At 38.1% G+C, this 23,057-nt stretch carries 21 protein-coding genes and 1 riboswitch; of the genes, 10 read left to right on the top strand and 11 right to left on the bottom strand.

All coding sequences use genetic code 11. The features are described 5' to 3' along the window. Nucleotides 1-267: 267 nt before the first annotated feature. The 4 genes from NSS81_RS17105 to NSS81_RS17090 form a co-directional block, all read right to left on the bottom strand. A complete protein-coding gene (locus NSS81_RS17105) occupies nt 268-1,812 on the bottom strand; it encodes a fumarate hydratase (RefSeq protein WP_342429878.1) in 1,545 nt (514 codons plus the stop codon). A 137-nt stretch (nt 1,813-1,949) separates the two neighbouring features. Then, the gene (locus tag NSS81_RS17100) at nt 1,950-2,147 is read right to left on the bottom strand and encodes an SE1561 family protein (protein ID WP_342429877.1); all 198 of its coding nucleotides are present in this window, start codon (nt 2,145-2,147) and stop codon (nt 1,950-1,952) included. A 141-nt stretch (nt 2,148-2,288) separates the two neighbouring features. Further along, complete coding sequence (locus NSS81_RS17095; protein WP_342429876.1) at nt 2,289-3,083, bottom strand: YfkD family protein; 795 nt, start codon at nt 3,081-3,083, stop codon at nt 2,289-2,291. 110 nt (nt 3,084-3,193) lie between these two features. Next, nucleotides 3,194-3,802 carry a membrane protein gene (locus tag NSS81_RS17090; protein ID WP_342429875.1) on the bottom strand — a complete coding sequence of 203 codons (609 nt, stop codon included), beginning with the start codon at nt 3,800-3,802 and terminating at the stop codon, nt 3,194-3,196. A gap of 459 nt (nt 3,803-4,261) precedes the next feature. On the opposite strand from NSS81_RS17090, the gene NSS81_RS17085 reads away from it, so the two are divergent. Together NSS81_RS17085 and NSS81_RS17080 are read left to right on the top strand one after the other, a co-directional pair. Continuing rightward, nucleotides 4,262-5,440: an MFS transporter gene (locus NSS81_RS17085; RefSeq protein ID WP_342429874.1), complete on the top strand. Its 1,179-nt coding sequence runs from the start codon at nt 4,262-4,264 to the stop codon at nt 5,438-5,440. A 182-nt stretch (nt 5,441-5,622) separates the two neighbouring features. Further along, nucleotides 5,623-7,539 (top strand): heavy metal translocating P-type ATPase, encoded by a 1,917-nt coding sequence (locus NSS81_RS17080; protein WP_342429873.1) that lies wholly within the window; start codon nt 5,623-5,625, stop codon nt 7,537-7,539. Between the two features lie 239 nt (nt 7,540-7,778). Here NSS81_RS17080 and NSS81_RS17075 read toward each other — a convergent pair whose 3' ends face one another. Both NSS81_RS17075 and NSS81_RS17070 read right to left on the bottom strand, forming a co-directional pair. Beyond that, nucleotides 7,779-8,615, bottom strand: coding sequence for a YihY/virulence factor BrkB family protein (locus NSS81_RS17075; protein ID WP_342429872.1), 837 nt, complete (start codon nt 8,613-8,615; stop codon nt 7,779-7,781). 83 nt (nt 8,616-8,698) lie between these two features. Next, entirely contained in the window at nt 8,699-9,061 is a 363-nt protein-coding gene (locus NSS81_RS17070; protein WP_342429871.1) for a YtxH domain-containing protein, read from the bottom strand. 233 nt (nt 9,062-9,294) lie between these two features. On the opposite strand from NSS81_RS17070, the gene NSS81_RS17065 reads away from it, so the two are divergent. Next, nucleotides 9,295-9,522, top strand: a complete 228-nt coding sequence (locus NSS81_RS17065) for a DUF1128 domain-containing protein (protein ID WP_342429870.1) — start codon at nt 9,295-9,297, stop codon at nt 9,520-9,522. 251 nt (nt 9,523-9,773) lie between these two features. On the opposite strand, the gene map is transcribed toward NSS81_RS17065, so the two are convergent. Further along, the gene (gene map / locus NSS81_RS17060; protein WP_342429869.1) at nt 9,774-10,523 is read right to left on the bottom strand and encodes a type I methionyl aminopeptidase; all 750 of its coding nucleotides are present in this window, start codon (nt 10,521-10,523) and stop codon (nt 9,774-9,776) included. Nucleotides 10,524-10,811: 288 nt separating this feature from the next. Between map and NSS81_RS17055 the strand changes: the two genes are divergently transcribed. Further along, nucleotides 10,812-11,144 carry a helix-turn-helix domain-containing protein gene (locus NSS81_RS17055; RefSeq protein WP_342429868.1) on the top strand — a complete coding sequence of 111 codons (333 nt, stop codon included), beginning with the start codon at nt 10,812-10,814 and terminating at the stop codon, nt 11,142-11,144. A gap of 67 nt (nt 11,145-11,211) precedes the next feature. Here the strand turns inward: NSS81_RS17055 and NSS81_RS17050 are convergent, their stop codons facing one another. Beyond that, entirely contained in the window at nt 11,212-11,358 is a 147-nt protein-coding gene (locus NSS81_RS17050; RefSeq protein ID WP_342429867.1) for an anti-repressor SinI family protein, read from the bottom strand. Nucleotides 11,359-11,391: 33 nt separating this feature from the next. Further along, a riboswitch (cyclic di-GMP riboswitch) is annotated at nt 11,392-11,481 on the bottom strand. A 637-nt stretch (nt 11,482-12,118) separates the two neighbouring features. Between NSS81_RS17050 and NSS81_RS17045 the strand changes: the two genes are divergently transcribed. After that, a complete protein-coding gene (locus NSS81_RS17045) occupies nt 12,119-12,274 on the top strand; it encodes a hypothetical protein (RefSeq protein WP_342429866.1) in 156 nt (51 codons plus the stop codon). Between the two features lie 64 nt (nt 12,275-12,338). Here the strand turns inward: NSS81_RS17045 and hutH are convergent, their stop codons facing one another. Next, nucleotides 12,339-13,856: a histidine ammonia-lyase gene (gene hutH, locus NSS81_RS17040; RefSeq protein ID WP_342434058.1), complete on the bottom strand. Its 1,518-nt coding sequence runs from the start codon at nt 13,854-13,856 to the stop codon at nt 12,339-12,341. 326 nt (nt 13,857-14,182) lie between these two features. Here hutH and NSS81_RS17035 point away from each other — a divergent pair, with 326 nt between their 5' ends. The 5 genes from NSS81_RS17035 to NSS81_RS17015 all read left to right on the top strand — a co-directional run bounded on the left by NSS81_RS17035 (nt 14,183) and on the right by NSS81_RS17015 (nt 20,885). Continuing rightward, nucleotides 14,183-16,273 (top strand): DNA topoisomerase III, encoded by a 2,091-nt coding sequence (locus tag NSS81_RS17035; RefSeq protein WP_342429865.1) that lies wholly within the window; start codon nt 14,183-14,185, stop codon nt 16,271-16,273. Between the two features lie 569 nt (nt 16,274-16,842). Further along, complete coding sequence (locus tag NSS81_RS17030) at nt 16,843-18,111, top strand: MFS transporter (protein ID WP_342429864.1); 1,269 nt, start codon at nt 16,843-16,845, stop codon at nt 18,109-18,111. A gap of 337 nt (nt 18,112-18,448) precedes the next feature. Further along, nucleotides 18,449-19,681, top strand: a complete 1,233-nt coding sequence (locus NSS81_RS17025) for an aminopeptidase (protein WP_342429863.1) — start codon at nt 18,449-18,451, stop codon at nt 19,679-19,681. A 127-nt stretch (nt 19,682-19,808) separates the two neighbouring features. Continuing rightward, complete coding sequence (gene mscL / locus NSS81_RS17020; RefSeq protein ID WP_342429862.1) at nt 19,809-20,198, top strand: large-conductance mechanosensitive channel protein MscL; 390 nt, start codon at nt 19,809-19,811, stop codon at nt 20,196-20,198. Between the two features lie 51 nt (nt 20,199-20,249). Beyond that, on the top strand, nt 20,250-20,885 hold the full coding sequence (locus tag NSS81_RS17015; RefSeq protein ID WP_342429861.1) for a Bax inhibitor-1/YccA family protein: 636 nt from the start codon (nt 20,250-20,252) through the stop codon (nt 20,883-20,885). A gap of 34 nt (nt 20,886-20,919) precedes the next feature. On the opposite strand, the gene NSS81_RS17010 is transcribed toward NSS81_RS17015, so the two are convergent. Both NSS81_RS17010 and NSS81_RS17005 read right to left on the bottom strand, forming a co-directional pair. Beyond that, nucleotides 20,920-21,438 carry an RNA polymerase sigma factor gene (locus tag NSS81_RS17010; RefSeq protein ID WP_342429860.1) on the bottom strand — a complete coding sequence of 173 codons (519 nt, stop codon included), beginning with the start codon at nt 21,436-21,438 and terminating at the stop codon, nt 20,920-20,922. Nucleotides 21,439-21,536: 98 nt separating this feature from the next. Next, nucleotides 21,537-22,868 carry an oligosaccharide flippase family protein gene (locus NSS81_RS17005; protein WP_342429859.1) on the bottom strand — a complete coding sequence of 444 codons (1,332 nt, stop codon included), beginning with the start codon at nt 22,866-22,868 and terminating at the stop codon, nt 21,537-21,539. Between the last annotated feature and the right edge of the window lie 189 nt (nt 22,869-23,057).

Here is a 23,057-nt window from a genome sequence, read left to right as displayed (position 1 = left end):
GTACTTACTACAAAGTTGATGCAACTTACTACATTTCCAGCTAACATATCTACAAACTTTGGATAAAACTAGGAGAACCAACTGACCTAGGCTCCTATTACTACAAACCAAGGTGCACTTACTACAAAACTCCAGCAACTTACTACATTTCCAGCTAACATATCTACAATATTTGGATAAATTTGCAATCTGCCCCCTCCGCACTCCCTTTCAACTTTCATCTAAAAAAGAAGCCCCAAAAATCTGGCGGCTTCTCCCTACTACTTATTAATAAACACGATCCTTAAATTGCGCTAATTTTTCAAGTGAAGATTTGTCTACGTCAGCATGAAGGCTGTTTCCGTGTGAATCCATGGTCACAACGGCTGTGAAGCCTTCTACTTTTAAATGCCACATTGCTTCAGGAATCCCAAATTGCATGAGGTCGACACCTTCAACCGATTTGATACAATCTGCATAATACTGTGCAGCACCGCCGATGGCATTCAAATATACTCCGCCATGCTCACTCAAAGCAGCTAACGTTTTCGGTCCCATGCCGCCCTTACCAATAACCGCACGGATACCGAACTTTTTCATGATGTCACCTTGATACGGCTCCTCACGAATACTTGTTGTTGGGCCGGCAGCTTTAACATGCCATGTACCCTCTTTGTCTTTTAACATAACTGGTCCGCAATGGTAAATTACCTGCCCATTCAAATCGATAGGCGCATCATGATCAGATAAATATTTATGAATTGCGTCACGGCCGGTATACATCATCCCATTAATTTGAACGACGTCGCCAACCTTTAATTTACGAATCTCTTCTTCCAAAATTGGTGCTTGAAGAGTAATGACTCCTTCAGATGCGGTTGCAGCTGCTGCTTCTTTTTCCGCTTCCGTTTGCGCGAAATCGATGAACTCACCTTCTTGGTACATCCATTCATTAATTTCTCCGCTTACCGCATCTACAAAAACACCCATACGGCGGAATGCCCAGCAATTGTAGGCAACAGATACATAGAAACTAGCAGGAATTCGGTTCATGACACCAATTTTACAGCCTAAAAGGGTTGCTTCGCCCCCAAAGCCCATTGTACCAATTCCTAATTTATTCGCATTTTCCAGTACATACTCTTCCAACCCAGCAAGGTCTGCATTTGGATTCACATCGTCGAGAGAACGGAATAATTGTTCTTTTGCTAAATCATAACCTGATGAACGATCTCCGCCAATTCCAACTCCAAGGAAACCAGCACTACAGCCTTGTCCTTGTGCTTGGTAGACCGAATGCATAATACATTTACGAATACCGTCAAGGTCCCGTCCCGCACGGCCTAATCCATCCAATTCACACGGAAGGCTGTATTGAATATTTTTATTTTCGCAGCCGCCGCCCTTTAGTATGAGGCGAACCTCTATATAATCCTTTTCCCATTGGTCAAATTTCATCACTGGCAATCCTGCTCCAAGATTGTCACCGCTGTTTTCTCCTGTAAGAGAATCAACCGAGTTAGGACGTAACTTTCCTTCCTTCGTTGCCAAAACAATCGCATTCTTTATCGCCGTTTTTATTTCTAATTGGTTTACGCCAACAGGAGTTTTAATTTTAAACGTTGGTAAACCAGTGTCCTGGCAAATCGGTGAAACTTGGTCATCTGCCATTTTAATATTGTTGGTAATTGTAGCTAAGCTCATCGCAGCACGAGTGCCAGCGCTTTCCTGTTCCTTCGCTTGTTTCACTGCTCGACGAACGTCCTTTGGAAGCTTTGTAGATGTATCAACAACCAGCTTATACATGCTTTCTTGAAATTTCTCGATATTCACTTCGAGTACCCCTTTCCCCTTGTCCCCTAGTAATTTATTTAAAAATTATAACTATTTGACATTCTTATTATACTACTATAATCACCTGAATTAAAGAATTAGCTACCATCCAAAGTCATTAAAAAAAGAGCCTGTAATTAAACAGACTCACTCACTTCACGATTGTTGAATTCCTTGCATTTATTTTCCAACTCATCAATCATCTTTATTAAGTTGTCGATATCATCAAGATCTGCTTCCTCTGGATCAATTGCCTCAAGGACATCAAGAAACATATTCAAACGCTGCTTTAAAAAATTCACTTGCGAATTTTTATCATGTACGGGACTACCCAATATAGACCTCTCCTTTCACTAACCTATTTATCCTACCGAAATATCATATCTTTAGCAACGGTATTATACTCATTTTTCCCCTATTTAATAAAAGAGTAAAAAAAGACCCCTCAACCAAAATCAGGGTCTTTTCAGATTATCTTACCTAGGTCTTTCTGATGCTGCGAACCCAAAGGAAACATGATCCTGCACTGGTATCCAGGCACCAATTCCTTGCGAGGTGACATTTTTAATAACAATAATCTTTTTACTGCCTTTTAGCATTAAATAGACTTCGCCATAGGTTACTTTTCCCTTTTCATTGACTGCAGGTGCATATGCATATAAGTATCCTAAGCGATTGACAGGAACATTGTAGACATGGTCATTTTTTGTACCTGAACCAATAACTGTATCAAAGGAAAGAGGTAAATGAGTCTTTTCCATTGCTTTTAAAAGCATCATCTTCTTAACATCTTCGGAATTAGCGATTTTGGCTGTTAGCCCGCCGCGAACAACTTTCTGAGCTTCTTGGACATACTTAATCTGATATGGGACTTTTCCGCCGCGATTATCATAATAGTTGGTATTAATTTTCTGGTACTCCCAATTTGGCGAGGTTTCAGTTGATACATAATTTAGTGGCCACTGGCCTAGGTACACAATTGCACGGTAACCTAATGCAAACGGTGTGCTATTAATGCTTGATTCATTAAGCATCCTGATTAAATCTGGATTTTCAATTTTCTCCTTAGATGAGTCAATTAACTTTTTAGTTAAATCACTCGGTTCCAGCGTTGGTAAATCCTGAGTCGAATTGGGATAGGTATTTTCCTTTGTAATATTTTTGACGGAAGCCGGGACCTGATATTTAACAGCAGCCTTTTCGGCAGAAACAGCAGGTAAGAAGGTTAGCATTAATAGCAGTGTCATTATAACTGGTACAATTTTTTTCACTAAGTCAAACTCCTTTCACAAATGGCAGTAAAGTAACTGCTCATAGTTTTTTCGGAGTTGCTAAATATTATCCATTTTCTCGAATTATTTCAATATTTTGCTTGAAGCCTTCAATCTTGAAGCTGTTTCAGTAATTTCTCTAGGGAAGGAAAGAATAGTTGAATGGCTGGTCCAATGGCAAGTGTAATGATTATTGTACCTATCCATACGGGTCCTCCTAAGAAAAGAGCAGGAATTAAAGGGACAATTTCAGCTATTGTTTTAGACACCATTAGATTGAAACCAAAACGTTCTTTTATTGCTAGCATAAAATTATCGATCGGACTAGATGGGAATTTTGCTTGTAAGTATGTGGCTGCACCAAAACCGATAATAATGATTCCCGCCAGTAAGGCAGTTAATTTTATAAATATACCCTCAAATACCCATGTTTCAAAAATAATTAACATCCAGAAATCTACTAACGAGCCGATTACAATTATTGTTATAAGTGAGAGGAACTCTGGTTTTCTTTTTACAAAAATTGAATTTACAATGATTAAAATTGCCCCGTCAATCATGACCCATTTTCCAATGGACAGTCCAATCTCTTCAGATAATGCCACATTTAGAGCATCCCATGCCCCTGCACCTAAGTCCGCTTTAATCGTTAAACAGACGCCAAAAGTCATAATAAGTAAGCCAATAGTGAAAAATAAAAAACGGTAAAATAATGACATAGGTCCCTCCTCAAAAAATTTACAAAAAAAATATAATCAGAACATTTACAAAATTCAACCTTTAATATATACTGAACTTAAGCTATAAAAAAGGAGGGCAGCAATCAATCGGTACACCATTATCATTAAGGAGGCTGGAAATCCCGTCTTATATGAGATTCAACACTCGTGTTCTTTTTACTTATAAGTAAACATGAAGGTTGGTGGTTGATGGATCCAGAAAAAAGCGATTGATTTTTAACCCCTATTAAGCTTTTTGCTTGATAATTATAGCACAAGTAATTTGTATTAAACCTTACATCGAAAATGACTTTTTTAAAAGAGACTCTGAGCTTCGGCTTAGAGTCTTTGTTTTTTATCCAAAACCACCCAAATATTTTTCTTGCAAAAGGATCGTTTTCTCGTTACCATTCTTTAAGAAACTCATTTTTCTAATTAATTTAAGAAGAGGACATACATATGGATAAAAACAAATTCCGGTTTTGGATACTCGTTGGTATTGTTGCAATATCAGGATTTTCACAAGGAATGCTGCTTCCGCTTATCGCAGTTATATTTGAAAATAACGGGGTTTCCTCGTCCTTAAACGGGCTAAATGCAACAGCTCTTTATATTGGTATCCTTCTAGTTTCCCCCTTTATGGAAATTCCTTTACGGAAATATGGCTATAAACCGATTATCACCTTTGGCGGATTGCTTGTAGTTGTTGCCATTGCACTGTTTCCTGTTTGGCATTCCTTTTGGTTTTGGTTTGGTTTACGATTCCTTATCGGTATTGGTGATCATGCACTCCATTTTGCTACACAAACTTGGATTACTTCCTCTTCCCCGAGGGAAAAAAGAGGCAGGAATATTTCTTTATATGGCATGTTCTTTGGGATCGGTTTTGCAGCAGGTCCTTTAATGACTCCGTTAGTAAATATAAATGAAGCACTTCCTTTTATTATCTCTTCCATTCTATGTTTAATTGGCTGGCTGTTTGTATTTTCGTTAAGGAATGAATATCCTGATCAAGAAGTTGAAATTAATTCATTCTTCAATACCATTAAACGATTCAAGAATGCAATGAAATATGGGTGGTTAGCCTTTTTACCGCCCTTCTGCTATGGCTTTTTAGAATCATCCCTAAATGGAAGTTTTCCTATTTATGCCTTAAGAATGGATATCGACGTCACAAGTGTTTCCTATTTCCTTTCAGCGTTTGCAATTGGAGGCATCGTAACACAGCTTCCTTTAGGGATTCTAAGTGACCAACATGGTCGCAGAAATATTTTAATCTTTGTTCTTGTTCTTGGATTTTTGAGCTTTACTGCAGCAGGTATTTTTGAACATTCATTTATTGGACTTTTCCTTTCATTTTTAGTATCTGGAATGGTGGTTGGGTCAACTTTTTCATTAGGAATCAGCTACATGACGGATTTAGTCCCTCAAAACTTACTGCCAACTGGAAATTTGCTGTGTGGAATCTTTTTTAGCCTTGGCAGCTTAAGCGGACCAATTATCGGCGGAATTGTTATTCAGTATTTCCAAAACATTCGTTTCTTTTCTATTATAAGTACCATGCTCCTGCTTTTATCCTTGTTAATTTATATATTTGGTAAAAAGCCTCACATCATTCTTGAACATCAAAAATCATAATTAAACATTTGTTACATGAGCATTCCCCTATCAAACAAATGAACTATGTGATAATATTAAATTATAAATCTTATAGTTTCTTAGAAATTCGCTGTCATCTTTCTGATGACAGCTTTCGTGTTTTTTAGGGGTAATGATTATGATTATTTTTCTCAATTAAGCTTTTATAAGGGGTGGGATGAATGAACACTGAGGTAAAAACACTAAATAAAGATATTCAGAGGCTTGGCTTTATTGAAAAAATCAAACCTCATATTGAACTGATAGCCGCTGGTCTAAGTGGTGTCTTTATTGCCTTAGGGTGGCTGTTTGACAAAACGGATGATAATGTAGCTTCGATTATCGCCTATTTATTAGCGTTTATAATCGGCGGTTTTGCGAAAGCAAAAGAGGGTATTGAGGCCACGTATGAAAACAAAGAATTAAATGTTGAAATGCTAATGATTTTTGCGGCGATTGGCTCGGCCATTATTGGCTACTGGACGGAAGGCGCAATCTTAATCTTTATTTTCTCCGTAAGCGGTGCCTTAGAAACGTATACAATGAACAAAAGTCATAAAGAGATTTCCTCTCTCATGGAGCTTCAGCCAGAAGAAGCGCTCCTCATAAATAATGGGTTAGAAAGAAAGGTTTCTGTTTCTGAGCTAAGAATTGGTGACCACATCCTTGTAAAGCCAGGTGAGCGCGTACCATCTGACGGTGTCATCCTTACTGGTCATACAAATATAGATGAAGCAGCGATTACTGGCGAGTCGATGCCTGTCTCAAAAGGCAAGCAGGAAGATGTATTTGCAGGAACGGTGAATTTAACGGGAGCAATTACAGTTGAAACGACAAAAGCAAGCAATGAGACACTTTTTCAAAAAATTATTGATCTCGTCCAATCAGCACAAAGCGAAAAGTCACCGTCACAGCTTTTTATCGAACGCTTTGAAGGTACCTATGTTAAAACGGTCCTTGCGGCTGTTTTATTGATGATGTTTTTACCCAATTTTTTACTGGACTGGAGCTGGCAGGAGTCCTTTTATAGGGCAATGATTCTATTGGTGGTTTCCTCCCCTTGTGCACTTGTTGCATCGATTATGCCAGCGACTTTATCCGCCATTTCCAATGGAGCAAAGCATGGTATTTTAGTTAAGGGCGGGGTTCACCTAGAAAATTTAAGCCATATAGAAGCAATTGCCTTCGACAAAACAGGAACACTTACCATGGGCAAGCCTGAAGTCACTGAGGTAATTGTAGCGGACGGGTTTGAAAAGGAACAGCTCCTATGGAAAACGGCATCAATTGAGAACCATTCTAACCACCCGCTTGCACAATCGATAGTCAACTATGTAAAAAGCACTCAGAAACGCGATCTCCTCCATCCTGATAATCTTGAAGATGTTTCCGGCTGGGGTGTTAAGGCGGAAATAAACGGCGAACACTGGAAAATTGGTAAAGCAGATTTTGTTGGCCGGGAGGCGGTTGCTGCTTTTGCCGATGGGAAGGCAACAGACTTAGCTAACCAGGGAAATACACTGGTATTTGTACAAATTAACGGTGTACTGGCAGCAATGATTGCTTTAAAGGATGTTGTGAGGGAAGAATCAAAGCATGCCATTGATCAGTTAAAAAAACAAGGAATTTTCACAGTTATGCTTACTGGGGATAGCACTCTTACTGCAAGTGCCATTGCCTCTGAAAGCCATGTTGATGAATTCTATGCTGAATGTTTACCAGAAGAGAAGGTCGAAAAGCTTAAATTGTTAAAAACTAAGTACAAAACAATTGCCATGGTTGGTGACGGGATAAATGACGCGCCAGCGTTAGCTACAGCAAATGTCGGTATTGCAATGGGGGGTGGCAGTGATGTAGCCCTCGAAACGGCCGATGTGGTGTTAATGAAAAATGACTTAGCCCGGATCTCTGAAGCCATTCGCCTTTCTAAACGTATGAACCAAATCATCAAACAAAATGTTATTTTTTCTATTACTGTGATAATGGTATTGATATCATCTAACTTCTTTCAGTTACTTGATTTGCCATATGGAGTCATTGGTCATGAAGGCAGTACAATCCTTGTTATTCTTAACAGTCTTCGACTATTGAAGTCATAAAATAAGAAAAGACCAGGCACATATAATTGCCTGGTCTTTCCTTATTTAATGATAGCTATTTGAGCCATTCGCAGATCCAGAAGTTTTATTCCCTTTTGCACCTTTTCCTTTTTGTTTCGTGCCGCCATCTTTTTTCGTTTTCTTTGTCATAGTCAGACCCTCCTAAAGTTGCTTTATTCCCCATCTATAGTGTTCGCAAGTTTTGGGTTTTCATAAAGGTAAAATTAGGAGTAACCGGTTTAACAGTTTTGCTTATTTTTTTCACTATAGTACGCATTAATTTCCCCGCCAAGGATAATGATGAAAGCAGATATGTATAACCAAATCATCAAGACAATGATCGCTCCGATACTTCCATAGGTTAAAGAATAATTGGTAATATTTCCGACGAAAAAGGATAATCCAAATGATGATAAAATCCACCCGACCGATGCAAATGCAGCACCAGGTATTGCACTTCGGCAGCGTAATTTTATATTCGGTGCTATCCAATACAGTCCAGTGAAGATCAGAAATAATATTAGAGCACTAACTAAAAGCCTTGACATGTTCCATACTTGGATAAATTCATCTGTGAAACCAAATTGTGAAAAAAGAAAAAGACCGATCTCCCGCCCGAAAATTGGAAGAATCAAAGCAACAATGAAGACCAAAATCATACCAAATGTAAGAAGTATCGCCATTCCCCTAGAAACGATAAATGAACGGCTTTCCTTCACGTTATATGCTTTATTAAACGCTTTAACAATGGCATTTATTCCATTAGAGGCAGACCACATCGTTCCGATAATCCCGATGGAAAGCAACCCGCCATTCCGATTGTTCATGATATCATTTACATTTCTTTCAATTAGATCCATTGTATCCGGTGGAGCAAATGCCCTTATGGCCCCAAGTACATCCTCATGTGGGATTGGGAGATAAGGAATTAGAGTAAAAATCACAATAAGGAGCGGGAATAATGATAGCAGGAAAAAATAGGCTAACTGTGCAGATAAACCTGGTATATCATCCTCTTCACTTCGATGCCATAGCATCTTTATTAATGATGAACGTACATCCGCTTGCCTATTCATACTCACACCGCCTTTGCTTGTGAAAAACATCTATTGACCATATTAAGTTTTTAACTGTTTATTGCATAATTACTTGTCTGATCTTATTCATCAGCTTTTAGCAAATCCTCTAGTAAGGCATCATCATTATTTTTCGAAAAAGTATCTTTCGTTTCCTTTACAATTTCCTTTACCTGTGGCGTTAACTCGCGAATCTCATCTACTTTTCCAGTTATATACGTAATATCCTCGCTCACCTGTTCAATGGTTGTCCTAATTTTTTCAGCCGTTCCCTTCACCTGTTCGCTAATCTCAACCGGATGTTTTACTGCATATGATACTTGTTTATAAGCATTTTGAATGTTTTCCTTCATCGCCTCACGGGTAGGTTTATCTAATAAACTGATTGCTCCACCAGCCAACGCTCCGTATAACATTCCCTTCCAGAATTGATTTTTTCTTGTCATCTTAATCTTTCCTTCCTCACTGATATTTTCCTATACATATTTTTACAATGAAATATATACCAAAAAAAGCTCTTCATTTATTTTGCGTTAATTCAACTGCTAAAAGCAAGCGCCAATCCAAATTATATGGTAAATTTCACTTTATACACTATTAAATTGGAAAAACAAGTTTATATTGACATATACTATTTATAATGAAAAGATGAAAATACGAATTGGGAAAGGGTGTCGGGATGAATTTATCACAAAAGTCTACTGAAAATGTTGAGTTCATGATTGAACAAATAAAAGAAAAATTAAAGGTGTTAAACCTTGGGGCCATTAAACCATCACATTTTGATGAAGAAATGTATGAAGAATTATTAGAAATTTATGAAATGGTCCGCAAGAAACCTTCTTTTAGTCCGAATGAAATGCAAGCACTAGTCGAGGAACTTGGAAACCTAAGAAAGAATAAGTAAACAGATCATAACAGATCTGTTTTTTTATTTTATACTTTTAAACTTGGTTGTTGATTTCCGCTCCAGGCGCTTCGCTTTCCGCGGGCGCGCGCCGGGGAGCCTCCTCGGCGCTTAAGCGCCTGCGGGGTCTCCCCAGCCCCGTACTCCCGCAGGAGTCTCGCGCCTTCCGCTCCAATCAACAGTGTTATAAATTCAACAATGACCTTTAACAAAGCCATTTAATAAAAGCCCGTTTCTTAACGGGCTTTTTGCTAGTCTTGATCCGTTATGATCATTGGACCGTCTTTCGTAATCGCAATCGTATGCTCATATTGAGCAGAGTATTTACCATCAATGGTTCGGGCCGTCCAGCCATTGTTATCCATTTTTGTTTGGTACTTGCCGATATTCACCATTGGTTCAATGGTAAATACCATACCTTCTTTAATTCTCGCACCTTTACCTGGCAAACCATAATGCGGTACATCAGGTTTCTCATGGATCACAGATCCAATGCCATGTCCAATAAAGTCACGGACAACAGATAATCCTTCTGATTCAACGAATGTTTGAATCGCATGTCCAATATCCCCAATTCTGTTTCCTGGAACACACTGTTCAATTCCTTTATACAATGCTTCTTTTGTTACCTTTAATAGATGTTCCGTTTCCTTTGAAACCTTTCCAACTGGATAAGTCCAGGCAGAATCAGCCAAAGCTCCATTATAATTTACAACCATATCTACTGTTACAATATCGCCTGTCTTTAATGGATCCTTTCTTGGAAATCCATGACAAATTTCGTCATTTATGCTTGCACATGTTGCGTATTCATACCCTTTATACCCCTTCTGTTCCGGAGTAGCTTGGTGTTTACTTAAAAAATCATCAACAAACTGATCAATTTCCCAGGTCGTTATACCTGGTTTAATCAATTTCGCAATTTCTTTATGACATAAAGCAAGAATTTCCCCTGCCTTTTTCATTGCCTCGATTTCCCGCTGTGATTTAAGAACAATCATTTTCTTCCCTGCCTTTTTTATATTTTTATGTATTCTTACGACAATTTTACTTCTTCCAATAATCAGATAAATGAATAAAGCCAGTAACTGTTGTTCAGAGTTGAATACATTCTTATATTATCCCCTTCTTACTATTTTTTCAAAGGTATCGCTTGTCGATTTATCCTTTTAAGAAACTAAAGGTAGATTAAAACTTTTTTTTCTTTAATATGTTCTTTATATGGAACTTTACCATTATTTTTGGTAATATTGTTATTGTAATAATAAAATTTAGGTGAGTGAAATATAATGATAGGTGATCGTGTTAAAAAATTCCGTTTAGAGAAGAAAATGTCACTATCCGAACTGGCAGAACAAGCTGGAGTTGCTAAATCTTATTTAAGCTCTCTCGAAAGAAATCTGCAAACGAATCCATCAATTCAGTTTCTTGAAAAGATTGCTGCTGTTTTAAAAGTGCCTGTTGACTATTTAATCCATGAACATATAAATAAAGATGATTTAGACAGCGATTGGATGAATCTTGTCAAAGATGCTATGAAGTCAGGTGTCTCAAAAGAGCAATTTCGGGACTTTCTTGAATTTAACAGGTGGCGAATTAATCAAAATAATAACAACGAATAACCTTTTAAAAAAGAAGAGCATTCTACAAAAAACTTTGTAGAATGCTTTTATTTTTAGTTATGTATCTTTAGCGATTTTCAACAAATGACTCTTTGACCTCATTACGATGAAGAAATTCCCGAACTAATTCCTTTGATAGGCCTAATTCCTTTGCTTCTGAAATAAGGGCCACCCATTCTAAATCCATTCCATCAATCATTTTCACTGAAATCACCACATTCTCACTCCCAAAATACTTATTCGTATTCCAGGCAGCCCGGCTATCGTAGTATTTATCCTTACCTTAGATCCGTGGCTTTGCGTCCCTATCTTTCAAAAAGGTTTGCCTTTTTCTGATTTCTTTAATAACCTAGGTATTTGTTTGACTATTCTGATTTTTTATATAGGCCTATCTACTTAAGCTCTATTAACTATATTTATTATATAAAGTCCTATTTCAGTACACTGTTATATTTTGTCAACCATTCTAAATTTTCTAACTACTATTTACTACATATTTCTTCAACTTTCTACAAAATTCGATTCAAACCAACTTACAAATCATTCCCCTTAGGAGATTAGGTGTTTAAATTAGGAAAAAAGAGGAAATTAAAGTCGAAAAACACCTTAACTTTTCAGTTTAGTTTCAAAGAACTCGATGGTATTTACTATCATAAATATTTGTCTGTTTTGTGACAAATAGCATATAATATAAACAACTTGTAAATAGACTAAATATTTATAATTTTCTAATACTGGAGGTGACCTCCCCTTATGACCTTTATCCACATACTTAATTACTCCATTCCCATTGTCTTTATTCTGTTTTTTGGATTCCTAATTGATCATATGTGCCGTCCTTCGAAACCAGAAGAAAAAGCAGGCGAAGAGTGACCTTACCTTGAGTCACAGCGCCAGCTTTTTTTCGATGTAAGATGTAATAATCTAAAGGCGGGTAGGGAAACCTACTCTCGAAGAAGAAAGGGGTGTTGATTTTGGCACGTGGAGAACATTTTAATCATAAAAAGAAGGGCCATCCTGGTGACCTTCCAAAAAATAACCAAGTGGAAAAGCATTCCAAAGAGGCAATTGGGGACGAGGAGTTTCTTGTAGTCAGAGAAGCCTTTAAGAATAGAGTCGAGGAAGAATAAGAAAAAAGGTATGATTTAAATTTGGCTCATACCTTTTTTCAGACCTTACTAATATAAGTAAGGTCTACTTTACATTATCCAATTGATGAATTTGCCTAAGAAAATCAGAGGACTTTAGTCCTTCTGCAGCTTTTTCAATATCTTTCGAGAAAACTCGGTCTTTCGTAATGGATGGTACTAACTCTCTGCCTTTCTCATAAAACTTTTTTGTCTGTGTGGCCATTTTTTCCACCCCTCGTATTTCAACGGCCTGCATTGCACAAATAAGTTCAATGGCAATGACCCTTCTTGCGTTTTGAATTATTTGATACGCATGCCTGGCAGCAATCGTACCCATGCTGACATGGTCTTCTTGGTTAGCCGATGATGGGATGGAATCGACACTTGCAGGATGCGCTAGGGTTTTATTTTCCGAAACAAGTGCAGCAGCAGCATATTGCATAATCATCGCTCCTGACTGCAGACCAGGTTCAGGACTTAAAAAGGCTGGTAAATCATTCAATTGTGGGTTTACAAGTCTTTCAATTCTTCTTTCAGAAATATTCGCCAGCTCCGCCATTGCAACCTTCATGAAATCCATCGCAAAAGCAATCGGTTGGCCGTGAAAGTTACCGCCTGAAATTACATTTTCACCCTCATCAAAAATTAATGGGTTGTCTGTTGCAGCATTCATTTCAATCTCTAATTTTTCTTTTACATAATCGAGAACCTGCCAGGAAGCACCATGAACCTGCGGGATGCATCTGAGCGAATAGGCATCCTGGACACGTACTTCTCCCTGCATCGATGTCAGTAAACTATCGCTTAAGTATCGGCGGATTCTTGCTGCCGTATCAATTTGTTGTTTATAGCCTCTCGCAATGTGAACTTCTTCTGCAAAGGCATCAATAATCCCATTTAAGCCCTCCATCGTCATCGATGCGATTAATTCACTTTCATATGCCAGTTGCTCTGCCTCTAAGTAACCGACTACTCCCATTGCTGTCATTGCCTGTGTACCATTAATCAGAGCAAGACCCTCTTTTGCCTGTAATTTTATGGGCTCAATTCCCTCTATCTGCAATGCTTGGAGAGAATCCATTTGATTTCCCTTATAAAATACCTCCCCTTCACCGATTAACACCAGAGCTAAATGGGAAAGCGGTGCCAAATCACCACTAGCTCCCAGTGAACCTTGTTGAGGAATGACAGGATTAATTTCAGTATTCACTAGTTCTAAAAGCTTCTCAATTACAATCGGTCTCACACCTGAGTATCCCTTTAAAAGTGCGTTTGCACGTAAAAGAACCATCGCTTTTGAAACCATTTCAGGAAACGGCTCTCCTATTCCACATGCATGAGAACGGATGAGATTAAGCTGGAGCTCACCAACGTCCTCTGGATTAATTAACACGTCACTGAATTTTCCAAACCCTGTATTTATTCCATAAACGACTCTTCGTTCCGAAACAATTCTTTCCACAGCCTCTCTGCTCTTTTGAACTGCTTCAAGGCTTTTTTCCGAGGCTCCCACTTTTTCTTTACGGTATAACACTTGCTTCATTTGATCCAACGTTAAATTTTGACCTGTTAACATCAACATATTTCTCACCTCTACCATATTAGTGGAATAAAGAAAAGAGGCTCAGATTCCACATCTTATAAGATTTGGAGTCCAGCCTCTTTTATGAACAATACTGAATATCTAACTGTTATTAGATGTCTCATGGGAATCAGTCCATTCTAAATACTATTGTATTAATAACTAGTGTATGTGAGGAAAACCTTGTTTGTCAACAAAATTGTCAGAATTTTAACACGATAACACTTTACCACAATAACAAATAAAAGCACCCAGCGACAATATTACAAAACTGCTGTCATTTCCGTTATACTGTTAAAAAAGCTTTGTTTATGGAAGGAGTATTTATGAAATCTCTTGTACTTGCAGAAAAACCAAGTGTAGCTAGAGAACTCGCACGCGTCCTTGGCTGCAATCAAAAACATAATAGTTATATGGAAGGTAATCAGTATGTCGTCACTTGGGCACTTGGTCATTTAATCGAGTTAAAAATGCCTGAGCATTACGATACAAAGTATAAAACTTGGAATTTAGAGGATCTGCCTATCATCCCGCCAAAAATGGGCTTAAAGGTGATGAAACAAACAAGCCATCAGTATCGGGCGATTGAAACGCTCGCAAAAAGAAAAGACATTAATGAATGTATCATAGCGACAGACGCAGGGCGTGAGGGAGAACTTGTTGCACGCTGGATTCTTGACAAAATCCATTGGAATAAACCTTTAAAAAGATTGTGGATTTCATCGCAAACAGACAAGGCGATAAAAGATGGGTTTAAACAATTAAAACCTGGAAAACAATTTGATGATCTTTACCATTCAGCCGTCTGTCGTGCAGAGGCGGATTGGCTTATCGGTTTGAATGTAACAAGAGCACTGACAACGAAATATAAGGATCCACTTTCGGCAGGCAGGGTTCAAACCCCAACCTTAGCGATGGTTCTTGATCGCGAGAAGCAAATACAAAAATTTGTCCCGCAAGAGTATTGGACGATTCGTGCCGATATCGGACCGCTCTCTACTGACTGGGAACGCGGCAACGAGAAGCGCCTCTTCAACAAGGAGGAAGCCGATAAAATACTAAAAAAAGTAACAGGTACAAAAGCGGTTATTGAAAAAATAGAGCGCAAGAAAAAGTCTGAACCACAGCCGATGCCTTATGATTTAACTGAGCTTCAACGTGACGCTAATAAACGGTTTGGATTTCCTGCTAAGAAGACCTTAAATGTTTTGCAGCGTTTATATGAGCAGTATAAAATTGTTACCTATCCAAGAACCGATTCCCGTTATTTAACCACGGATATGATTAACACTATGAATGATCGCCTTCAAGGAATGGCGTCTGGATATAATGATGAAGTTAGGCCATTACTTGCAAAGAAAGGGAATGTTTTGGCAAAGCGTGTCTTCAACAATGAAAAGGTAACCGATCACCATGCCATCATTCCAACTGAGCAAAGGCTCAACCTAAGTGTGCTTGATAATGATGAAAGAAAAATATATGACCTGATTGCAAGAAGATTTCTTGCCTTGTTTCTTCCTGCTTATGAATATGAAATCATACACGCCACCATTAAAGCAGAAGGTGAAACCTTTACTGCTAGAGAAACAAACGTGATTGAATTAGGTTTCAAAAAAGTCTTAGGTAAAGAGGAAACAGAACAAGCTGGAGAAAATATTGGGAAAATTTCTCGCGGCCAATCTTTTACCATAAAGAACGTGAACATAAACCAAAAGTGGACTGAACCGCCACAGCGCTATTCAGAAGCAGATGTACTCGGGCAAATGGAAAAGTTTGGACTTGGTACACCAGCAACAAGGGCAGAAATTATCGAAAGACTGGTGGAGACCGAGGTAGTCGAACGACAAAACGGACGCTTTCATTCCACCAAAAAGGGCAAACAGCTTATTGAGCTGGTTAATGATGAATTAAAGTCACCTGAATTGACAGCAAAATGGGAACAAGAGCTTGAACAAATCTCGAAAGGAAAGGCCGATCCAAAAGCCTTTTCACAAAAAATCCGCCGTCAAACCGAGCAGTTTGTTTCGGAGATTAAAGCAAGCGACCAATCCTATCGCGCTCATAATTTAACCGGGTCCAAATGTCCCGAATGTAATTCTTTTTTGAAGGAAAGAAACACAAAGGAAGGAAAAATTCTTGTTTGCTCAAGCGTAGAATGTTCTTATCGCAAACGGAAAGATCCAAAGCTTTCCAATCGACGTTGCCCTCAGTGTCATAAAAAAATGGAGATGCATGAAGGCAAAGCGGGTCTATATTTCCAATGCCGACGCTGTAATGTAGTTGAGAAAGCCGAAGATAAGAAAAAGTCTGTAAATAAGAAAGAAGCACAAAAGCTCGTACAAAAATACACACAAAAAGAAGACTTTGGCACAAGTCTAGGTGATTTGCTGAAGCAAGCTCTAAAGGATCAGGATTAAAAAACCGCACGAGATTTCGTTGTGAAATCTCGTGCGGTTTTTATTTGAGTCTAGCAACTGGTATTTCCTTATTTATCCAAAGTTTGTAGATAAGTTACCTGGAAATGTAGTAAGTGGCACCTACTTTGTAGATAATGCACCAAACTTTGTAGTAAGCAGCTGGGCAAGAGTAGTAGTTTCCTTATTTGTCCAAACTTTGTAGATAACTTACCTTGAATTGTAGTAAGTGGCATCAACTTTGTAGATAATGTACCAAACCTTGTAGTAAGCAGCTGGGCAAGAGTAGTAGTTTCCTTATTTACCCAAAGTTTGTAGATAAGGTTACCTGGAAATGTAGTAAGTGGCACCTACTTTGTAGATAATGCACCAAACTTTGTAGTAATAGAGCCTCTTTTTGTAGTATCTCTCTCAACCGTAGGAAGTGCTCTGAATTTCCAAGTAAGTCCCTTTAATCACGTAGTCATATATGAATCTAGTTTTACTACTCTATTTTTTACTTGTATAAATTTATAGTGAGATAGTATGATAAATGATGGAAAAGTTAGAAATTTTAGAAACGGGGATACATCATGAGAATTAGAGATTGGGATCCAAATTTAAAGGTCCGCTTGTTTAGCGAGGCGTTGATAAACATTACGTTTTGGATGTTTTTCCCCTTCTTAACCATCTACTTCGCAGAAGAATTTGGTAAAAGTAAAGCGGGATTTTTATTAGTATTTTCACAGATTTTTTCTGTTATTGCTAACTTAATGGGCGGTTATTGTGCCGATCGGTTTGGACGGAAACGGATGATGGTCCTGTCTGCCATTGGGCAGGGACTTTCCTTTTTAGTATTTGCAGCAGCAAGTTCCCCATGGCTTCAATCACCATGGATAGGGTTTATTGCCTTTGCATTTGCTGGGGTATTTGGCTCATTTTACTGGCCAGCTAGCCAAGCGATGGTAGCTGATGTCGTAAACGAAAAGGAACGAAGTAATGTATTTGCAATCTTCTATACATCAACCAATATCGCTGTTGTAGTAGGTCCGATTTTAGGGGCGATTTTCTATGTAGATTACCGCTTTCAGCTTTTGTTGTTTGCAGGTTTTGCTTGTATTTTAATTGGATTTATTTTAGCAAAATGGACAAGAGAAACGGCACCGGTTCAAAAAGAAGATTCCATCCAGGCAGATAGAAAATGGTATTACTTTTTACAAAACCAGCTAAAGGATTACACCTTAATTTTTAAAGACAAGACCTTCCTTCTCTTTATTATTTCTGGAGTTTTAGTAGGACAAACGTTTATGCAATTGGATTTATTGTTTCCCGTTTATATGAAAGAAGTTGTCCACAATCAAACCCTCTTTTCACTTGGGAATTGGTCCTTTACCGTCGGAGGCGAGCAAGCCTTCGGGATTATTCTTGCAGAAAATGGCTTAATTGTTGTTCTGCTAACTGTTTTTGTAACCAAATGGATGACCAGCTTTACGGAACGAAATGTGTTTGTCTTTTCATCTGTTATTTACGCGATTTCAATGATTCTCTTCAGTCAAACCCAGTGGATCTGGGGATTTATTTTTGCAATGGTCATTTTCACCTTTGCAGAGTTAATGGGCGCAGGGATACAACAAAGCTTTGTTTCCAAACTTGCCCCAGACCATATGAGAGGGCAATATTTTGCCGCAGCAAGTCTAAGATTCACAATAGCCCGTACGATCGCCCCTCTTTCTATCCCGTTGACAGTTTTAATTGGATATGAATGGTCATTCTTTTTACTCAGCCTGCTCGCTCTTGTAAGTGCTGGACTATACTGGCTTATGTTTTATTCTTTTGAAAAAAAAGCTTCTATGGGATCCTAATGGATCCTTTTTTTGTTCGAAAAATATTCACTAATTTGTGCTATTTTGTACACATTTACCTCTTTAAGTTTTATAATTAACTTGTAAACGTTTTTATTGAAAAAGGGGTGGTAGCAGTGGAATTATCACAATTTATGGCTCCAACTTCATTGTCAGGCATCATTACTTTTCTCGTAGTATTTTCAGCAGGTATCTATTTAAATATAAAAGTATATGGCAGCAAACTACAGTAGAGATAATGTTCTACTGTTTTTTAATACTCCACTAGAAGTTTCTTTTTTTACTAAAAAAAGCTACAATATAACATGAAGATTCAGAAAAAAGGGAGACTAATAATATGAGTGAATTTCAAAAAAACCTTCAAAAATATGCAGAACTTGCCGTTAAAGTCGGAGTAAATGTACAGAAAGGCCAAACCTTAGTGGTCAATGCAACCCTAGATGCGGCGGAATTTGTCCGTCTTGTGGTCAAAAGTGCTTATGAGACTGGAGCAAAAAATGTAATTGTTAACTGGTCTGATGATGTGGTTTCTAGAACAAAATACGATTTAGCTCCAGATGAAGCCTTTACCGAGTATCCCGCCCATCGTGCGAACGAAACGGTGGAACTAGCTGAAAATGGAGCTGCATTTATGGCGGTCCTTTCTGCAAGTCCAGACTTATTAAAAGGTGTGAATCCTGATCGTATTGCAAACTTCCAAAAAGCTGCTGGAACAGCGTTAGCTAAGTATCGGCAAATGGCTCAATCAGATAAGGTGAGCTGGACAGTAATTGCCGTTCCATCACCAGCATGGGCTGCTATGGTTTTCCCGGATGCACCAAGCGAAAAGCAAGTGGACCTACTTTGGGAGGCAATTTTTAAAGCCACTCGTGTTGATGTTGAAAACCCAGTGGAAGCTTGGAAAGTACATAACGAAAACCTTCATGAAAAGGTCAGTTATTTAAACGAAAAACGCTATCAAAAGCTTCACTATACTGCTCCAGGGACAGACCTAACCATTGAACTTCCGAAGAATCATCTTTGGGTTGGTGCAGGTAGTGTCAATGAAAAAGGCACTGAATTTATGGCTAATATGCCGACAGAAGAAGTTTTCACGGTTCCCTATCGGACTGGCGTAAATGGAACGGTCGCAAGCACAAAGCCACTTAGCTATGGCGGTAATATTATTGATCGGTTCTCGATTACCTTTGAGAATGGAAAAATTGTTGGATATAAAGCAAAAGAAGGCGAAGAAATCTTAAAACGCCTTGTGGAAACAGACGAAGGCTCCCTTTATCTTGGTGAAGTCGCTCTTGTTCCTTATAATTCACCGATTTCCCAATCAAATGTCCTTTTCTTTAACACCTTATTTGATGAAAATGCATCAAACCATTTAGCGATTGGCAGTGCCTACGCTTTCTGTATTGAAGGTGGTAAGGAGATGTCCCCTGAAGAGTTGAAGGAAAATGGGCTAAATGAAAGTCTTACCCATGTTGATTTTATGATTGGCTCTCCTGATATGGACATCGATGGAATTACTGCTGATGGAAAAACAGAACCCGTATTTAGAAGTGGAAACTGGGCATTTTAATCGCATCATGTGGACCTGAGCAGTTCTCCTTAAGAGAACTGCTCTTTCAAATCCAATAATTGCAAACCAATTAGCTTTAAGGTTAAAATAAATCGTATTCATATAAAATATATTGGAGGATAATATCATGTTAAATGAATTTAAGAAGTTTGCAATGAGAGGGAATGTAATCGATCTTGCTGTCGGTGTTGTTATTGGTGGAGCATTCGGAAAAATTGTTGCATCACTTGTTGGCGATATTATCATGCCACTGCTTGCATTGCTTATTGGTGGGGTAGAATTTTCGAACCTTGTTTATCGGGATATAAATTATGGCCTATTTATCCAGGCGGTTTTCGATTTCTTAATTATTTCCTTTTCTATCTTTATGTTTATTAAATTCATCAGTCGTTTTAAAAAGAAAGAGGAAGCAGTTGCTGAGGCTCCTGTGAAAGTTGACCGTCAAGAAGAGCTGTTAACTGAAATTCGCGATTTATTGAAAGCAAATAATACTACAAAAAACAATGAAACCTCTTGACCTAATTTTCGTATATGATATATATATAAATCTATCATGAGGTGAAGAAGAATGTATCCACAAACGTCTGCTGAATTTATGCCATCCGTAATTAGAACATTTGCCCTTTCCCTTGCTATTGCTTTTTTGGGGACTATGGCTGGAGTATTTGTACCGCCAAGTTTATTTTTACCGTTAGCTATCCTTGAATTTGTTATGCTAATGATTGCTTTATTTTTCAGGCGAAAAAAAGCAATATCTTATACTTTCCTTTATCTATTTACTTTTATTTCAGGTATTACGTTATTTCCAATTGTTTCGTATTACGCTGCTACAGCTGGTGCAAATATCGTAATGATGGCATTTGGAAGTACTGCCATCGTATTTACAGGCGTGGCCATTTATGCAACGAAATCTAAGCACAACTTTTCTTTTTTAGGCGGGTTTCTGTTAGCAGCATTACTTGCATTGGTAGCCATTTCAATCTTTAATATTTTCATGCCATTAGGCTCAACTGGAATGCTTGCCTTCTCCTTCATAGGTGTGCTGGTCTTTAGCGGCTATGTACTGTATGATTTTAACCGGATGAAGCATTACGGAGTGAGTGCCGAAGAAGTTCCACTAATGGCATTAAATCTATACCTGGACTTTATTAATCTATTCCTAAGCATTTTACGTATTTTTGGAATTCTATCTAGCAGGGACTGACAAACAAAACGGACCAAAAATGGTCCGTTTTTTCTTATGCTAACGATAGTAGTTTGGGACGGAGGCGTTCTTTTGCTCTTTTCATTCTTGTCTTAACTGTAGATATTGGTAGATCACTTTTTCGAGAGATCTCGATTAGCGTAAGGTCATAGTAATAGTACTGAAAGATAGGATACTGATATATTTCCGGTAAGGTTTTTACTTTTTCAGCCATTTCCTCAGTAGAGTACTTATGTAGAACTTCTTCTTCAGGAAGCTGTGTATGTTCAATTGATGATGTATAGGAATATACCTCTTCCCTCCAAAATTGCTTTGATTTATTTTCCTTACGCCAATAGTCACGGCATTTATTTCCGGCAATTGTATAAAACCAGCTTTTTAATTTAGTTGGCTCTTTAATTGATGGAAAGGCTAAAAAGGCTGAAAGTAGGACCTCTTGATACAAATCTTCTGCAAGTTCTTTATGCCTAACCAATGAGAATATATAGTTAAAAATGGATTTCCCATTTTCCTTTACTATTTCATCAAATGTATTTGTAAAACTCTCCCTCATTCTTAACCATCCTTTCCTCTAAATTAAATCATTCTATATTAATAGACGCTAAAAGAATGTCTAACCCCTACAGCGCCCAATTAATTTTTTCTGGATTCCTAGTTATTTTTATGCAGAAGTCCTTTTCCCATAAAGATCGACACCCCTATTTTCTTGCAAACACTTAAATAATGCATCAGAGCCAATAAGACCGACCCAGTATTCATAGCAATGATGACTCCTTCCATCCTCCATTCTGGCAATTTAGCTAAAATCAGTATAATTGCAAATGTTACAGCCGTTGACCAAACAGCATGGATAAATGTGTCCTTTATCAGTCCAAGTCCAAATAAAAATGCCTGCAATGGCATCACAAAAAAGTGGAAAAGAAAAAACGGCCAGAGCATTTGTAAATAAACAGCAGCAATTGATGACTCAAAGAACAACGAAGAAAGTGGTCGAGCAAAAATGTAGAAAATCACCACCGCTGGAACTCCATACAGGAAGGTAAGCTTCATCACTTGAGACAGCATTTTTTGCAGGCTTAAATAATTCTTGTCGGAATAGGTTTTTGATACTGCAGGAATTAGAACAATCATTAATGAATGTGCGATAAAGGCGGGGAAAAAACCTATTGATACCGCAACGCCCATCAGCATACCAAAATGCTCGGTTGCAATGGTTTCACTCAAACCTGACCGGACTAAAGCTGCCTTAATTAAGAAGGGTTGAATTGCGCCTGTTAATGCAGAGAATAAACGCAAGGTTGTTGTTGGGACTGAGACCGCCATTAAATTCCTGCGGACCAGCTTGCGATTTAAATTAGAAAACGGAATACGTTTCAATTGTTGAAATTGAATAATTAATGTGTAGATTAGGTAAAAAAATACAACAATTTCACTTCCAATAAAGGTGGCGATTGCAATCAACACCGCACTTTGAGGGTCAAATTCAAAGAAACGAAACAAGACAAATAGCAACACAAGCTGGATTGATTTTCGCAAGAAATTAGCTATGGCGATTTTCCCCATTTGATGCCTTCCCATAAAATAGCCACGAGCAACGGCGGTAAAGGACATTACCGGAATTAAAAGGATAACGAGCCATCTTGTATAAGGATGATATCCATTGAATACTGGAATAAACGGAAGAATCACTGCAGCTGCCACCAAAAGGATACTCGTAAATATAATGGTAATCGTAATCGCATGGTAAAGGATGTTTCTATGGAATCTTTCCTCTCTTTCAGCAACAAACTTTGAAATGGAAACAGGCAGCTCGAAGCTTGATAGCAAAACAATTAAATAAATTGACGGAAGAATTGACATATAGAGACCTAACCCATGTTTTCCTAGTTCCTTGGCTAAAATCAAATTAACTAATAATTCAACGCCTTCACCTAAGAAGGCAGAAGCCGCTAAAAATAAAATTCCCTTATAGAATATAGCCATACCTTACTCCCCTTTATCCAATCTTGCTTTTAATAAGGTATGAGACAAGTCCTCAGATTAGTAGGGAGATTTATAAAAATAATAGCTTTATATTGCTCATTGTTGATTGGTGCTCCAGGCACTTCGTTTTTTAGCGGGCGTGCCCCATTCAACAGACAAGTTTAAGCCATATAAAAAAGGGACTTATTC

The sequence above is a fragment of the Neobacillus sp. FSL H8-0543 genome, assembly GCF_038592905.1.
Classification (GTDB): Bacteria; Bacillota; Bacilli; order Bacillales; family Cytobacillaceae; genus Neobacillus.
Note: the sequence above shows the minus strand (reverse complement) of the source record. Positions and strands in the feature narration are given on the sequence as shown.